The organism is Pseudomonas sp. H9 (assembly GCF_004353925.1).
Lineage (GTDB): Bacteria > Pseudomonadota > Gammaproteobacteria > Pseudomonadales > Pseudomonadaceae > Aquipseudomonas.
Genome location: NZ_SMOK01000005.1, coordinates 116,307 through 131,837, shown reverse-complemented (window position 1 = coordinate 131,837; position 15,531 = coordinate 116,307). Strand labels below are relative to the sequence as shown.

Here is a 15,531-nt window from a genome sequence, read left to right as displayed (position 1 = left end):
CTAAATCAATTGTTGTAGAGGTCGATAATCGCGCTGACCGCCTGATTCTTGACCTTGGAGGCGTCGTTACGCGCCTGCTCGATCTTGTTCAGGTAGGCCTCGTCGATGTCACCGGTCACGTAGTTGCCGTCGAACACTGCGCAGTCGAATTGCTCGATCTTGATCTTGCCGCCACCAACAGCCTCGATCAGGTCCGGCAGGTCCTGATAGACCAGCCAGTCGGCGCCGATCAGCTCGGCGACATCTTCGGTGCTGCGGTTGTGGGCGATCAGTTCATGAGCGCTCGGCATGTCGATGCCGTAGACGTTAGGGAAGCGCACCGCCGGGGCCGCGGAGCAGAAGTAGACGTTCTTGGCCCCAGCTTCGCGGGCCATTTGGATGATCTGCTTGCAGGTGGTGCCACGGACGATGGAGTCATCGACCAGCATCACGTTCTTGCCACGGAATTCCAGCTCGATGGCGTTGAGCTTCTGGCGCACCGACTTCTTGCGAGCCGCCTGGCCGGGCATGATGAAGGTACGGCCGATGTAACGGTTCTTGACGAAGCCTTCACGGAACTTGACGCCCAGGTGGTTGGCCAGTTCCAGCGCCGCGGTGCGGCTGGTGTCAGGAATCGGGATAACCACGTCAATGTCGTGATCCGGACGCTCGCGCTGGATCTTCTCAGCCAGTTTCTCGCCCATGCGCAGACGCGCCTTGTACACCGAAACGCCGTCGATGATCGAGTCAGGACGCGCCAGGTAAACGTGCTCGAAGATGCACGGCGACAGTTGCGGGTTGGTCGCGCACTGACGGGTATGCAGCTTGCCTTCTTCGGTGATGTACACCGCTTCACCCGGTGCCAGGTCGCGGATCAGGGTGAAACCGAGCACGTCCAGGGAAACGCTTTCGGAGGCGATCATGTACTCGACGCCTTCGTCGGTGTGACGCTGGCCGAACACGATCGGGCGGATGCCGTGCGGGTCGCGGAAACCGACGATGCCGTAGCCGGTGATCATGGCCACGACCGCGTAGCCACCGACGCAACGGTTGTGCACATCGGTGACTGCAGCGAACACGTCTTCTTCGGTAGGTTGCAGCTTGCCGCGTACGGCCAGCTCGTGAGCGAAGACGTTCAGCAGCACTTCGGAGTCGGAGCTGGTGTTGACGTGGCGCAGGTCGGACTCGTAGATCTCCTTGGCCAACTGCTCAACGTTGGTCAGGTTGCCGTTGTGAGCCAAGGTAATGCCATACGGCGAGTTGACGTAGAACGGCTGAGCCTCGGCCGAGGTCGAGCTGCCCGCAGTCGGGTAACGCACATGGCCAATGCCCATGTGCCCTACCAGGCGCTGCATATGGCGCTGCTGGAACACATCACGCACCAGGCCGTTGTCCTTGCGCAGGAATAACCGGCCATCATGGCTGGTCACAATACCGGCAGCGTCCTGGCCGCGGTGCTGGAGGACGGTTAGCGCGTCATACAGCGCCTGATTGACGTTCGACTTACCGACGATACCGACGATGCCACACATGCGACGCAACCCCTACTTAATGAAACTGGACTGAGCAGCTTTCAAGGCGTTTTTGGCCCCAGAAGCTGATCCTTGAACGGGAGATCAGCCGGTGCGCTGATTCCGCTGGCTAGCCACTGACTGGTGAACCCCAGAATGAGGTTTTTCGACCAATCAGCCACCAATAGAAATTGTGGTATCAGGCGCGATTCCTGCCACCACTGATCTTGTTGTACCGGCCCCAGGCTCAGCAGCCCGACAGCCACTACCACCAGCAAGGCCCCGCGCGCGGCACCGAAGGCCATGCCCAGGAAGCGGTCGGTCCCGGAAAGCCCGGTCACGCGAATCAGCTCGCCGATGAGAAAGTTGATCATGGCCCCCACCAGCAGGGTGGCGACGAAAAGAATGGCGCATCCCGCGATGACCCGGGCCGAAGGCGTCTGGATATAGGACTCCAGGTACTGCGACAGCGAACCACCGAACATCCAGGCCACCGCACCGGCAATGATCCAGGTAAGCAGCGACAAGGCCTCTTTGACAAAGCCGCGCTTGAGACTGATCAGCGAAGAAACGGCGACGATTGCGAAAATCGCCCAGTCGACCCAGGTAAATGCCACAGTGTTGCCTGCAAACGGATAAGGCGGCGCATTTTACCAGAGCATCGGGCTGTCGGTAAGCAGTGATTTGTCGCCCGACGCTGGCCGGGCGACGATCCCTCAACTGCGCTCGGGCTGGAAGCGCACGATAATGCCGTTCAGCTTCTGCTGGCGGCTGATCACATCACGAAGGCGCTCGGCTTCGGCCCGCTCGATCAACGGCCCGACATACACCCGATTCATCCCCCCGGCGGAGCGGATATAGGCGTTGTAGCCCTGACTGCGCAGGGTTTTCTGCAGATTCTCGGCACCAGCCCGGTTGGACAGACTGGCCAATTGCACCGACCAGCTGACCGGCAGGCCATTGGCATCGATCTTACCCGCCGCTGGTTTAGCTGCACTGGCCACCGCAGGTGCAGGCTTGACCTCTGGTTTAGCCTCTGGCTTGGCTGCTGGAGGCGGCGTGACAGGCTTGGCTGCAACCGTAGGTGCAGGTGTCGGGGATGGCACAGGAACCGGCAGCGCAGCAGGTGCGGGGGCGATCGGCGTACTCGGCGCCTGGACCGGGGCCGTGGATTCATCGACGATCACCGGATTTTCCTCCGGCAATACCTGTGGCTCAGGCACCGCTACAGGCTCAACCTGCACTTGCGGCATCACTGGCGCAGCCGGGGCTTCGGGAGCCTCGACGCGCACCTGACGCATCTCGTCTTCACGCGAAAACAGCATTGGCAAGAAGATCACGGCCAGCGCCACCAGCACCAGCGCCCCGACCATGCGTTGCTTGACCACTTTATCCAGCAATGCCATTTGCCCTTTCCTCCATGGCTTGCCGATCCAGCCACTGCAGGGCTTCGCCGACACAGAAAAACGATCCGAACAGCAGGATTTCATCATCCGCCGTTGCCAGCGCACATTGCCCATCCAGGGCCTCAGCGACACTGGCATAAGACGTCACGGCAGCGCCGAGGTTAGCCAGGGCTACCTCAAGTTCACCTGCAGGGCGACTGCGCGCCGTATCCAGCGGTGCAACCGCCCAGCCTTGGACGGCACCCAACAACGGCTGTACGACCCCTGCCAGGTCTTTATCAGCCAACAGGCCAAACACGGCCAGACGCCTGCCCGCTACCGGCCGAGCAGCCAAGCGCTGCGCCAGATACTCGGCAGCGTGCGGGTTGTGGCCGACATCCATGAGGATAGTCAACGCCTTGCCCTGCCAGCGAAACGTCCGACGATCCAGGCGACCGACCATACGCGTGCTGCGCAAGACGCCAGCAATCTGCTCGGCGTCCCACGGCAAATCCATCAACAGGTAGGCCTGTAGCGCCAGGGCGGCGTTTTCCATCGGCAAATCGAGCAGCGGCAGGTTATGCAGCTCGACCTGCTGGCCACGGCTGTCCACGCCCCGCCACTGCCAGAATTGCTCAGTGCTGGCCAGGTCGAAATCTCGGCCGCGCAGCAGGAATGGGCAGTTCAGCTCTCGCGCCTTGTCCAGCAGCGGTTGCGGCGGATTCAGGTCACCGCACAACGCCGGTTTGCCCTGACGAAAGATCCCGGCTTTTTCGAAGGCTACCGATTCACGGGTATCACCCAGATAGTCGGCGTGATCTACGCCGATACTGGTCACCAGCGCCATATCGGCATCGACGATATTGACCGTATCCAGGCGCCCACCCAAGCCGACCTCAAGCACTACGGCATCCAGCGCCGAGCGCTTGAACAGCCAGAAGGCGGCCAGGGTACCGGCCTCGAAGTACGTCAGGGAAATGTCGCCACGGGCAGCTTCAACAGCGGCAAACGCCTCGCACAACTGCTGGTCGTCGGCCTCTTTGCCGTTGATTTGCACCCGTTCGTTGTAACGCAGCAGGTGCGGCGAGCTGTAGACCCCGACTTTGAGCCCCTGGGCACGCAGCAGCGCAGCCACAAAGGCGCAGGTAGAGCCTTTGCCATTGGTGCCAGTCACGGTAATTACCCGTGGCGCTGGCTTGTCCAGCCCGAGCCTGGCCGCAACCTGTTGCGAACGCGCCAAGCCCATGTCGATGGCCGAGGGATGCAACTGCTCGAGATAGGCGAGCCAGTCGCCAAGGGTACGTTGGGTCATACGGTAGCAGGCGCCGGCGGAACGACGATCGGCTCAACGACAGGGGCGACGAACTTCGGCGTCGGCAGGCCCATCATTTGTGCCAGCAGGCTGCCCAGGCGTTGACGCAACTCCTGACGCGGGATGATCAAGTCGATCGCGCCGTGCTCAAGGAGGAACTCGCTGCGCTGGAAGCCTTCCGGCAGTTTTTCACGCACGGTCTGCTCGATCACGCGTGGACCGGCGAAGCCGATCAAGGCCTTTGGCTCACCGACGATAACGTCGCCCAGCATCGCCAGACTCGCCGAAACACCGCCGTAGACCGGGTCGGTCAGCACCGAAATGAACGGGATGCCTTCTTCGCGCAGACGCGCCAGCACCGCCGAGGTCTTGGCCATCTGCATCAGCGAAATCAGCGCTTCCTGCATACGGGCGCCGCCGGAGGCCGAGAAGCAGACCATTGGGCAACGGTTTTCCAGGGCATAGTTGGCAGCACGAACGAAGCGCTCACCAACGATGGCTCCCATCGAACCACCCATGAACGAGAATTCGAAGGCACTGACCACGATCGGCATGCCCAACAGGGTACCGCTCATGGAAACCAGGGCGTCTTTTTCGCCGGTCTGCTTCTGCGCGCCGGCCAGGCGGTCCTTGTACTTCTTGCCATCACGGAACTTCAGGCGATCGACCGGTTCCAGGTCAGCGCCCAGTTCGGCACGGCCGTCAGCATCGAGGAACATGTCGATGCGCGCACGCGCACCGATACGCATGTGATGGTTGCACTTAGGGCAGACATCCAGGGTCTTTTCCAGCTCCGGACGATACAGTACGGCTTCGCAGGACGGGCACTTGTGCCACAGCCCTTCAGGTACCGAACTCTTCTTCACCTCGGAACGCATGATCGAAGGGATCAGTTTGTCTACTAACCAGTTGCTCATGCTTTCTTTCTCCAGTAACGGCGACCGGCAGGCTTTGGCTGCCAGGTTCGCACGTATGCCCTTGAGCTCAATTCATGTATGTCGCGATGATGGACCGGCTCCGGCGCCCCACGTACTGCGAGGTGCCCCGATACCGCTCCATCGTCAACCTGTACAGGCAACGCCCAGGGCGTCACCCGGTAATTTCGACCGGCCCACAGGCGCGATCCGGCAGCAACGGGCTGCGAAAGCTATGGACGATGGCGCGCGGCCAGCCGTCACATCGACAACCACAGACGGTCTCACGCGAGCTTGACCGCTTGGATAAAGGCTTCGATCCGCGCGGCATCCTTGATACCCTTGGCTTGCTCAACACCGCCGCTGACGTCTACGGCATATGGCCGCACCTGAGCAATCGCCGCTGCCACGTTATCCGCAGACAGCCCCCCCGCCAGAATGATCGGTTTGCTCAGCTTTTCGGGCACCAGTGACCAGTCGAAAGCCTCACCGGTACCACCTGGCACGCCGGCCACATAGGTATCCAGGAGAATTCCGCTGGCCCCGCTGTACAGTTTGCAAGCGGCCTCCAGATCATCACCAGGACGCACCCGCAATGCCTTGATCCACGGCCTGTTATGACCGGCACAATCAGCCGGGGTTTCATCGCCGTGGAATTGCAGCAGGTCCAACGGTACCGCTTCAAGGATCTCAGTGAGCTCGCAGCGACTGGCATTGACGAACAACCCTACCGTAGTCACAAACGGCGGCAACGCACCAATGATTGCCCGCGCCTGCTGCACATCAACCGCCCGCGGGCTCTTGGCATAGAACACCAGGCCAATGGCGTCGGCGCCCGCCTCAGCCGCCGCCAGCGCGTCTTCAATGCGGGTAATACCACAGATTTTGCTGCGAACGGCGCTCATGAAGCGTGAACCTCGGCTGATCCGGAAAGTTTCGGATGTTAGCAAATGACGTCTGGGCCGTCAGCCGCCAGCGACTCGTAACCGGTGAGAAAGTGCGGGCCGATATAACGCTCAGGCAAGGCGAACTCGTCGTGGTACTCCACCTGCACCAGGTACAGGCCGAAAGGATGGGCAGTGACGCCGCCAGTGCGCCGCTCACGGCTTTCCAGCACTTCCCTGGCCCACTCTACCGGGCGCTCGCCTGCGCCAATGGTCATCAATACCCCGGCAATGTTGCGCACCATATGGTGCAGGAAGGCACTGGCGCGGATATCCAGTACGATCATCTTGCCGTGACGGGTGACGCGCAGATGATGAATGTTCTTGATCGGTGATTTGGCCTGGCATTGACCCGCGCGAAAGGCGCTGAAGTCATGAGTACCGACCAGGTACTCGGCGGCCAGGGCCATGCGCTCGACATCCAGCGGGCGATGATTCCAGGTCACTTCCTGGCCCAGATGCGCAGGACGGATCTGGTCGTTGTAGATCACGTAGCGATAACGCCGGGCAATGGCCTTGAAGCGGGCATGAAAATGCGCCGGCATCTCTTTGGCCCAAGCGACGCTGATGTCGTGCGGCAGATTGATATTGGCGCCCATGGTCCAGGCTTTCATGCTGCGCACTGCCTGGGTGTCGAAATGCACCACTTGACCGCACGCATGCACCCCGGCGTCAGTACGCCCGGCGCACAGTAGCGACACCGGTGAATCGGCGACTTTGGACAGCGCCTCTTCGAGGGTTTGCTGAACACTCAACACGCCATCGGCCTGACGCTGCCAACCACGGTAACGCGAACCTTTGTATTCGACGCCCAAGGCGATGCGGAAGAAGCCGTCGGCTGCCGACTCGGCCGCCGTGTTATCAATGATTTCCAAGAAAATACAGCCTGTAGATTAAGCAGATGGCGGGAATTATAACGACAACGGCAGCCACCAGGGCTGCCGTTGGACGTACTGGGGCAGGCTTCAGACCAGTCGCGAAAGCATCTCTTCAGCTTCCTGCTTCTGGGCATCACTGCCCTCTTTGCGCACTTCATCGAGAATGTCGCGGGCACCGTCGTGGTCGCCCATGTCGATGTAGGCACGAGCCAGGTCAAGCTTGGTCGCCGATTCGTCAGCACCGCCCAGGTAGTCAAACTCCAGGTCGTCGCCCAAATCGTCGCGCATAGCATCTTCGGCTGTGAAATGTGGCTCGATCGAAGGCTGCTCCAGGCTTTGCGACAACTTGTCGAGCTCGGCATTGACGTCATCCAGCTCGGAGGCGAAGCTCTTGGCCGCATCGGAATCGTCTTCAAGCGACAACGACAGGTCGAAGTCTTCAGGCAAGTCCAGTTCGCTCAACGGGTCGAATTCCGGCATCGTCTCATCGAAAGCAGCCAGTTCGGCAGCGATATCCACCGGTTCGAGTGTTGGCAACTCGGCGGTTTGATCACTGGCAACATCCAGGTCGAAATCAGACAAGTCGTCGAGCGTGACCGGTGCAGGCTCATCCAATGGCGCCTGAGGTGCGTCGAGCTCCAGTTCAGTGACCGAAACCTCAGGTTCGGGCTCAGGGGCAGCCTCGACCTGAATTTCCGGCGCAGACTCACCGAGTTGCAATGGCTCATTCAGATCCAGCCCCTGCAGGTCATCTTCCAGGCTGAGGTCGAAGGCGCTGTCCAGATCGTCCTCGACCACAGGCTCCAGCTTGGCGAGTGGTTCGGGTTCTGCTGGTGCCTCCAAAACCGGCTCTGGCGTCAGCTCTGGTTCAGGTGTCGGTTCTGGCGCTGGCTCCGGCTCGGCTGCCGGCGCGTCCTGCAACAATGCCTGTACATACTGTGCATCGAGCTCAGCAGCCAGGGCTGCTGCGCCGATACCGCCCGCAGCAGCCAGTGCCACCATCGCCGGGAAACGGCTTTTCAGAGCTTCAACATCAGCGTGGTTCTTGCCGGTCGCAATCAACTGTCGTTCGTGGCCGACAAACGCGTCTCGGTCCCCTTGGCGCGCATAGACCTCCATCAACTTCAAACGCAGGTCACTACGCCCCGGCGCAGCCGCCACGGCAGGCTCCAGCAATTCGGCAGCGTGGTTAAGGCGGCCACGGGCGATGCTCAGCTCCACCTCATCAAGCAGTGCATCACCGCTCGGTGCTGGTGCTGCATCGGCAGCTGGCGCCACCAACGGCGCAGCCATTGGTTGCGGCTTGGCAGGTGCCGGCTCAGCAGGCTTTTGCGCGGCCTGAGCGTTTTCCACGGCAGCGCTGGCAGCAGCGGCAGAAGCGGCGACCACCGCCGGCGCCAGGGTCACGCTTGGTGCGGATACTTCCAGACCGTCGAAGCTGCTTGGCGGCAGGTCCAGATCCGGACCACGCTCCCCTTCTTCGGCCAGGGCACGCGCCATGCGCAGGTGTTTCTCCGCTTCCTGATCAGCCTTGCGCTTGCGTGCCAGCAACAACAGCAGCAACAAGAGCACCAACAAGGCCGACGCACCGATCAGTGCCAACAGCACGGGGTTGCCCATCAGGTCATCGAGCAGCTTGCCGGAATCGCCAGGTGCCGCCTCTTCAACTGCAGGTGGCGCGGCGTCCAGCGGTGCTGTATCGACCGCTGCCGGAGCTGGAGTAGCGCTTGGCTCCACCGGTGCCGATTGCAACTCGGCGGAAATCGCCGGTGGCTCAGACGCGGGTGCCGCAGCGTCTGGCCCGGCAGCACCCTGGGCCTCAAGCTTGGCAAGCTGATCATTTTTCAACGCGATCAAGCGCTCCAGCTTGTCCAGCTGGCTCTGCAGATCGGTCATGCGGCTTTTCAGCTCAGCGTTATCACGTCGGGTGGTATCCAGGCTTTCCTGAGCCACGGCGAGTTTATCGCTGACCGCCTTGGCGCTTCCGGCAGCTGCTTTGCTGCTCGGTGCGACAAGGCGCAGGTTATCTTGATTGGCAATCCGTGCCGGCGCCGCCTCGGCGTCGGTGCGGCGAGTGGCGTCCAGCTGACGAGCACGCGGGCCCAGGCGTCGACCTTCGCGCCAGGCCGCATATTGCTCGGCCACTTCAGCAACTGCTTCGCGCTGAGGAATGCTCATGACCTGCTGTTGATCAGGCAGACGTAACACCTGCCCGGTTTTCAGCAGGTTGATATTGCCGTTGATGAAGGCATCGGGGTTCAAGGCCTGAATGGCCAACATGGCCTGCTGCACCGAACCGCCCTGGCGTGACCGCGAGGCGATCTCCCACAGGGTGTCGCGGCGTACCGTGGTGTAGCTGGCCGGTGCACTGACCGCCGGACTGATCGCCGACTCAGGCTTGGCACCCGGCAATGCGGCCTCATTGACCAGCACACTGTAATCACGCAGCAGGCGCCCGCTTGGCCACATGACCTGAACCAGGAATTTGACCATCGGTGCCGGCAACGCCTGGCTGGAAGTCACGCGCAACACGCTCTTGCCGTTGGGATTGATCACCGGGGTGAAGGTCAAGTCATTGAGATACGACGGGCGCTCGATCCCCGCCTTGGCAAATTCTTCAGGCGGCGCCAGGCTCGGGGCCATTTCCGCAGCGGTGAGATCGCGCACATCGAGCAGCTCGATTTCAGCATCCAGCGGCTGGTTTTGTGCCGACTTGAGAGTCAGCTCGCCCAAGCCAAGAGCATGCGCCATACCGGACGACAGCGCCGACGCCGCGGCTATTGCTAAGACCAGTTTGCGAATTCGAAGCATGACCTCATCCTTTGAAAGAACCGCCCCCGGCAAGCGAGCAATATCTCGGTAAAAATTAGCTGCAAGTATCTTTTACACCACATGTTTTATCAACAATTGCGCCAGTTGCACGGCGTTCAAAGCCGCGCCCTTGCGCACGTTGTCGGTGGTCAGCCAGAGGTTCAGCTGCTCGGCCTCGTCGATTCCACCGCGCACCCGTCCAACATAGACCACGTCCTGCCCGACTGCGTCACCGACCGGTGTCGGATAATCATCCGCCTCGACCAACTCGATGCTCGGAGCGGTTTCCAGCGCAGCATTGACTGCAGCCAGGTCGATCGGTTCACGACTTTGCACCGATACACTGTAGCTATCGCCGAAAAACACCGGGACTTGAATACAGGTGACGGAAATCTTCAGCGTCGGCGCGTCGAGCACTTCGCGTAACTCGCCGACCAGACGGCGCTCCAGCGCACCATGCCCTTCGGCATCATTGCTGCCCACCTGAGCGAGCAGGTTGAAAGCCATCTGCCGATCAAAGAAACGCGGCTCCAGCGGGCGCGCGTTGAGCAGCTCGGCAGTCTGGCGAGCCAGCTCGTTGACCGCCTCACGGCCTTGTGCTGAAACCGCCAGACAGGCCGTGACATTGATGCGTTCAATGTCGAGCAGACCTTTGAGCGGTGCTAGTGCAACGGCCAGCGCCACGGCCGCAGCGCTCGGGCTGCTCACTTGCAGCGGTTTGCTCAAGCTTTGCAGGCGCTCAGCGTTGGCTTCGGGCACCAGCGCTGGTGCCTGCTCGGCAGACAAGCCGCCCGCCAGATCGATCACCGCACATCCGGCCGCTTGGGCACGGGGTGCAAAACTACGGGTGACGGCTGGGCCGGCCGCGAAAAAAGCTAATTTGACGGAACTGAAGTCGAAGTTGTCGACCTCACGTACACGCAGGCTTTTGCTGCGGAACATTACTCCGCTGCCAGCCGACTCATTACTGGCCAGCAGATGCAGCGTACCCACTGGAAAATCCAGCTCTTCAAGAATCTGCACAAGGGTTTCACCGACAGTACCGGTGGCGCCGATCACGGCAATATCAATAGGCTGACTCATGGGGAAAATCTCTGCGGCAACGGCGGGAGCGGCACTTTACACCACAATCGCGACCAAGATTACACAGACTCTGTGGGAGCGGGCTTGCCCCGCGATACAACCTCACTGGCACACCGCAATCGCGGGGCAAGCCTGCTCCCACCGGGGTGGGTCAAGTCAATCAAAGTCCCACAAAAAAGCCCGTGCTGTTTCCAGCACGGGCTTGGATGTAGCAAGCGTCAGATCAACGCTCCAGCAGAATCCGCAGCATGCGGCGCAGCGGCTCAGCCGCGCCCCACAGCAGTTGGTCGCCCACGGTAAAGGCGCCCAGGTACTGCGAACCCATGTTCAGCTTGCGCAGACGACCCACCGGAATGTTCAGGGTACCGGTGACGTTGGTCGGGCTCAGCTCCTGCATGCTGATCTCGCGCTGGTTCGGTACCAGTTTCACCCATGGGTTGTGCTGGCTGATCATGCCTTCGATATCGGCGATGGGTACATCTTTGTTCAGCTTGATGGTCAGCGCCTGGCTGTGGCAACGCATGGCGCCGATGCGCACGCAGATGCCGTCAACCGGGATCGGGTTCTTGAAGCGACCGAGGATTTTGTTGGTTTCGGCCTGGGCCTTCCACTCTTCACGGCTCTGGCCGTTCGGCAGTTCCTTGTCGATCCATGGAATCAGGCTACCAGCCAGCGGCACACCGAAGTTCTCGGTTGGGTAGGCTTCGCTGCGCATGGCTTCGGCGACCTTGCGGTCGATGTCGAGGATCGCGCTGGCCGGATTGGCCAGGTCATCGGCCACAGCGGCGTTTGTGGCACCCATCTGACGGATCAGTTCACGCATGTTCTGCGCACCGGCACCGGATGCCGCCTGATAGGTCATAGCGCTCATCCACTCAACCAGGCCAGCCTCGAACAGGCCACCCAAGCCCATCAGCATCAGGCTGACGGTGCAGTTACCACCGATGTAGTTCTTGGTACCGGCATCGAGCTGCTGGTCGATCACCTTGCGGTTGACCGGGTCGAGGATGATCACCGCATCATCTTGCATACGCAGACTGGAGGCAGCATCGATCCAGTAGCCCTGCCAGCCCGCTTCACGCAGCTTGGGGAATACTTCGTTGGTGTAGTCGCCACCCTGACAGGTCAGAATCACATCGAGGGTCTTGAGTTCTTCAATGCTGTAAGCATCCTTGAGTGGAGCAATATCTTTGCCCACCGCTGGACCCTGGCCACCTACGTTAGAGGTGGTGAAGAACACCGGCTCAATAAGATCGAAATCTTGCTCTTCCAGCATCCGCTGCATGAGCACGGAACCGACCATACCGCGCCAACCGATCAGACCTACACGTTTCATCGCAACTGCACCTTTGCTAAAAAGTGGGCCGCTGCTTCACAAGGAAAAACAGCAGCGGGCCCGAGAGATTACAGATTCCGCAGCGCTGCGACTACTGCGTCGCCCATTTCCTGCGTACCTACCTTGCTGCAACCGGCTGACCAGATGTCACCCGTACGCAGCCCCTTATCCAGCACCAGGCTGACGGCCTTTTCAATTGCTTCGGCTGCCGCCTGTTGGTTGAAGCTGTAACGCAACATCATCGACACCGACAAAATGGTTGCCAGCGGGTTGGCAATGCCCTGCCCTGCGATGTCCGGCGCAGAGCCGTGGCATGGCTCGTACATACCCTTGTTGTTGGCATCCAGGGACGCTGAGGGCAGCATGCCAATGGAGCCGGTGAGCATGGAAGCTTCATCCGACAAAATGTCACCAAACATGTTGTCAGTGACCATCACGTCGAATTGCTTGGGTGCACGTACCAGCTGCATGGCGGCGTTGTCGACGTACATGTGGCTGAGTTCGACGTCCGGATAGTCCTGGGCAACCTGCTCGACGATCTCGCGCCACAGCTGGCTGGAAGCCAGAACGTTGGCTTTGTCCACCGAGCACAGTTTCTTGCCGCGCACGCGGGCCATGTCGAAACCGACACGCGCAATACGACGGATTTCGCTTTCGCTGTATGGCAGGGTGTCGTAGGCCTGACGCTCGCCGCCTTCCAGCTCACGGGTACCCCGTGGGGCGCCAAAGTAGATGCCGCCAGTCAATTCACGAACGATGAGGATGTCCAGGCCAGCAACGATCTCCGGCTTGAGCGAGGAAGCATCAGCCAGTTGTGGGTAAAGAATCGCCGGACGCAGGTTGGCGAACAGGCCCAGTTGCGAACGGATCTTCAGCAGGCCGCGCTCTGGGCGAATGTCACGCTCGATCTTGTCCCACTTCGGCCCACCCACAGCACCCAGCAATACTGCGTCAGCCTGACGTGCACGCTCCAGGGTTTCATCAGCCAGTGGCACGCCGTGTTTGTCGATGGCAGCACCACCGATGACGTCGTGAGTCAGGCTGAAGCCGAGCTGAAACTTATCGTTGGCCAGCTCCAGCACCTTGACCGCTTCGGCCATGATTTCCGGGCCAATACCATCACCAGGGAGAATCAGAATCTGCTTGCTCATGGGTTCCTCTTGTTCGAATCAAGCGACAGGCCGTGTTGGCCTGCCGGAAAAATACTTGGCGCCGGTATCGCGGGGCAAGCTGTGGGAGCGGGCTTGCCCCGCGATGACTTCAATCAAACATCGCGGAACAACCAGGGCTGGCTTGCCCGGTGCTTGCCTTCGAATGCTTCTATGGCGTCGCGGTCTTGCAAGGTCAGGCCGATATCGTCCAAGCCATTGAGCAAGCAGTGCTTGCGGAAGGCGTCGATTTCGAAGCTCAGCACCTTGCCATCAGGACGGGTCACGGTCTGCGCCTGCAGATCGATTGTCAATTGATAGCCTGGGTCGGCTTCTACCTGCTTGAACAACTCGTCGACTTCCTCATCGCTGAGGATGATCGGCAGTAAACCGTTCTTGAAGCTGTTGTTAAAGAAAATGTCGGCATAGCTCGGCGCGATGATGCTGCGAAAGCCGTATTCCTCAAGGGCCCACGGTGCATGCTCACGGCTGGAGCCACAACCAAAGTTTTCACGGGCCAGCAACACGCTGGCGCCCTGATAACGGTCATGGTTGAGGACGAAGTCCGGGTTCTTCGGGCGTTTGCTGTTGTCCTGGTACGGCTGGCCGACATCCAGGTAACGCCACTCATCGAACAGGTTCGGACCAAAACCGGTGCGTTTGATCGATTTCAGAAATTGCTTGGGAATGATCTGGTCGGTATCGACGTTGGCACGGTCCAAAGGCGCTACGAGGCCAGTGTGCTGGGTAAAGGCTTTCATGCTGCACTCCCTTGAATCAACTCACGAACATCGACAAAGCGACCGGTTACCGCGGCGGCAGCGGCCATCGCCGGGCTCACCAGGTGGGTACGACCGCCAGCACCCTGACGGCCCTCAAAGTTACGGTTGGAGGTCGAAGCGCAGTGCTCGCCACTCTCCAGGCGATCCGGGTTCATCGCCAGGCACATCGAGCAACCCGGCTCGCGCCATTCGAAACCAGCTTCGAGGAAGATCTTGTCCAGGCCTTCTTGCTCAGCCTGAGCTTTGACCAGCCCCGAACCTGGCACAACGATCGCTTGCTTGATGGTCGCAGCCACCTTGCGGCCTTTGGCGATCTCGGCAGCAGCGCGCAAATCTTCAATCCGCGAGTTGGTGCACGAACCGATGAACACGCGGTCGAGCTGGATATCGGTGATCGCTTGGTTAGCGCTCAAGCCCATGTACTTCAAGGCGCGTTCGATGGAGCCACGCTTGACCAGGTCGGCCTCGGCAGCCGGATCCGGAACGCGCTGGTCAACCGCCAGAACCATTTCCGGCGAGGTACCCCAACTGACCTGCGGCTTGATTTGCGCAGCGTCCAACTCAACCACGGTGTCGAACACCGCGTCAGCATCAGACACCAAGTCTTTCCAGGCCTCTACTGCTTGCTGCCATTGCTCACCTTTCGGCGCGTACGGACGACCCTTGACGTAGGCGATGGTCTTTTCATCGGTCGCCACCAGGCCTACACGCGCACCGGCTTCGATCGACATGTTGCAAATGGTCATGCGGCCTTCAACGGAAAGGTCGCGAATCGCGCTGCCAGCGAACTCCATCGCATGGCCGTTACCACCGGCGGTGCCGATCTTGCCGATCACTGCCAGGACGATGTCCTTGGCGGTCACGCCAAACGGCAACTGGCCTTCGACGCGCACCAGCATGTTTTTCATTTTCTTGGCCACCAGGCATTGTGTGGCGAGCACGTGCTCGACCTCCGAGGTACCGATGCCATGAGCCAGGGCGCCGAAGGCACCGTGGGTTGAGGTGTGCGAGTCACCGCAGACCACGGTCATGCCCGGCAAGGTTGCGCCCTGCTCCGGGCCGATGACGTGGACGATGCCCTGGCGCACATCGTTCATCTTGAACTCAGTGATGCCGTACTCGTCGCAGTTTTCATCGAGGGTCTGCACCTGCAAGCGCGACACCTGATCGACAATGGCGTCGATACCGCCCTTGCGCTCAGGGGTGGTCGGCACGTTGTGATCCGGCGTGGCGATGTTGGCATCGATGCGCCAGGGTTTGCGGTTGGCCAGGCGCAGGCCTTCGAAGGCTTGCGGCGACGTCACTTCGTGAATGATGTGACGGTCGATGTAGATCAGCGCCGAACCATCGTCGCGCTGTTTGACCAAATGCGAATCCCAGAGCTTGTCGTAGAGCGTTTTGCCGGCCATCAGACTGTTCCTCATCAGCGTCTTTCTATGCCAATAACC

13 protein-coding genes are annotated in these 15,531 nt (G+C 60.5%); all 13 read right to left on the bottom strand.

What is annotated here, in order from left to right; genetic code table 11:
• Positions 1-5 precede the first annotated feature (5 nt).
• The 13 genes from purF to leuC all read right to left on the bottom strand — a co-directional run bounded on the left by purF (position 6) and on the right by leuC (position 15,492).
• Entirely contained in the window at positions 6-1,511 is a 1,506-nt protein-coding gene (gene purF / locus E1573_RS04380) for an amidophosphoribosyltransferase (RefSeq protein ID WP_133210989.1), read from the bottom strand.
• 41 nt (positions 1,512-1,552) lie between these two features.
• Positions 1,553-2,107: a CvpA family protein gene (locus E1573_RS04375; protein ID WP_133210987.1), complete on the bottom strand. Its 555-nt coding sequence runs from the start codon at positions 2,105-2,107 to the stop codon at positions 1,553-1,555.
• A 99-nt stretch (positions 2,108-2,206) separates the two neighbouring features.
• The gene (locus E1573_RS04370) at positions 2,207-2,896 is read right to left on the bottom strand and encodes an SPOR domain-containing protein (RefSeq protein WP_133210985.1); all 690 of its coding nucleotides are present in this window, start codon (positions 2,894-2,896) and stop codon (positions 2,207-2,209) included.
• A complete protein-coding gene (gene folC, locus E1573_RS04365; RefSeq protein WP_133210983.1) occupies positions 2,880-4,187 on the bottom strand; it encodes a bifunctional tetrahydrofolate synthase/dihydrofolate synthase in 1,308 nt (435 codons plus the stop codon). The genes E1573_RS04370 and folC overlap by 17 nt, the downstream gene beginning before the upstream one ends.
• Entirely contained in the window at positions 4,184-5,104 is a 921-nt protein-coding gene (accD, locus tag E1573_RS04360) for an acetyl-CoA carboxylase, carboxyltransferase subunit beta (protein WP_133210981.1), read from the bottom strand. Before accD ends, folC begins: the two co-directional genes overlap by 4 nt.
• 281 nt (positions 5,105-5,385) lie before the next feature.
• A complete protein-coding gene (locus E1573_RS04355) occupies positions 5,386-6,006 on the bottom strand; it encodes a phosphoribosylanthranilate isomerase (RefSeq protein ID WP_133210979.1) in 621 nt (206 codons plus the stop codon).
• Between the two features lie 38 nt (positions 6,007-6,044).
• Positions 6,045-6,920, bottom strand: a complete 876-nt coding sequence (gene truA, locus E1573_RS04350; protein WP_133210977.1) for a tRNA pseudouridine(38-40) synthase TruA — start codon at positions 6,918-6,920, stop codon at positions 6,045-6,047.
• A 90-nt stretch (positions 6,921-7,010) separates the two neighbouring features.
• Complete coding sequence (locus E1573_RS04345; RefSeq protein WP_133210975.1) at positions 7,011-9,734, bottom strand: FimV/HubP family polar landmark protein; 2,724 nt, start codon at positions 9,732-9,734, stop codon at positions 7,011-7,013.
• A 72-nt stretch (positions 9,735-9,806) separates the two neighbouring features.
• Positions 9,807-10,817, bottom strand: a complete 1,011-nt coding sequence (locus E1573_RS04340) for an aspartate-semialdehyde dehydrogenase (RefSeq protein WP_133210973.1) — start codon at positions 10,815-10,817, stop codon at positions 9,807-9,809.
• 223 nt (positions 10,818-11,040) lie between these two features.
• Entirely contained in the window at positions 11,041-12,153 is a 1,113-nt protein-coding gene (gene asd, locus E1573_RS04335; protein ID WP_133210971.1) for an aspartate-semialdehyde dehydrogenase, read from the bottom strand.
• A gap of 68 nt (positions 12,154-12,221) precedes the next feature.
• The gene (gene leuB / locus E1573_RS04330) at positions 12,222-13,304 is read right to left on the bottom strand and encodes a 3-isopropylmalate dehydrogenase (RefSeq protein ID WP_133210969.1); all 1,083 of its coding nucleotides are present in this window, start codon (positions 13,302-13,304) and stop codon (positions 12,222-12,224) included.
• 113 nt (positions 13,305-13,417) lie between these two features.
• Positions 13,418-14,062 carry a 3-isopropylmalate dehydratase small subunit gene (leuD, locus tag E1573_RS04325; RefSeq protein WP_133210967.1) on the bottom strand — a complete coding sequence of 215 codons (645 nt, stop codon included), beginning with the start codon at positions 14,060-14,062 and terminating at the stop codon, positions 13,418-13,420.
• Positions 14,059-15,492, bottom strand: coding sequence for a 3-isopropylmalate dehydratase large subunit (gene leuC / locus E1573_RS04320; protein ID WP_133210965.1), 1,434 nt, complete (start codon positions 15,490-15,492; stop codon positions 14,059-14,061). Before leuC ends, leuD begins: the two co-directional genes overlap by 4 nt.
• Positions 15,493-15,531 lie beyond the last annotated feature (39 nt).